The 530-nt window shown below is 64.3% G+C and carries 1 protein-coding gene; it reads left to right on the top strand.

From position 1 onward, the window contains the following. Positions 1-104: 104 nt before the first annotated feature. On the top strand, positions 105-530 hold a 426-nt coding region (locus HX846_RS37895; protein ID WP_178967546.1), incomplete at its 3' end, for an iron-containing alcohol dehydrogenase.

Below are 530 nucleotides of genomic sequence, written 5' to 3'. Positions count from 1 at the left end.
CCGCTCCCACATTGGGTTTGTGTCTATTCAGTAGCTGAATGCAAGACAACCAGCCCAAGTCAGCTAGTCTTGTGCCAGCCCATAACTGATAAGAGGCCGCGCACATGAGTACTTCCTCATTCAAGATCGCCCACAAACTGCTCACCGGCCCAGGCGCCATCGAGCAACTGGCCGCCGAGCTGACGCGGCTGGATGTCGACAACCCGCTGATTGTCACCGATGCGGCACTGGTCAAGTCCGGCACCGTGGCGCTGGCGCTGGAACACCTGGGCGAACGGACCTACGAGATTTTCGACCGCGTGCTGCCCGACCCGGAAATCGCCATCGTCGAGGACTGCATGCGCGTCTACCGCGAAGGCGGGCATGACGGCCTGATCGGCGTCGGCGGCGGCAGTGCCATCGACATCGCCAAGAGCGTGGCGGCCTACGCCGGTTACCACGGCGCCCTGGCCGACCTGTTCGGCGTGGACCAGGTGCCGCGCAAAGGCCCGCCGCTGATCGCGATTCCCACCACCGCCGGCACCGGTTCG

The sequence above is a fragment of the Pseudomonas sp. K5002 genome (assembly GCF_013386655.1).
Taxonomy (GTDB): Bacteria; Pseudomonadota; Gammaproteobacteria; order Pseudomonadales; family Pseudomonadaceae; genus Aquipseudomonas.
Note: the sequence above shows the minus strand (reverse complement) of the source record. Positions and strands in the feature narration are given on the sequence as shown.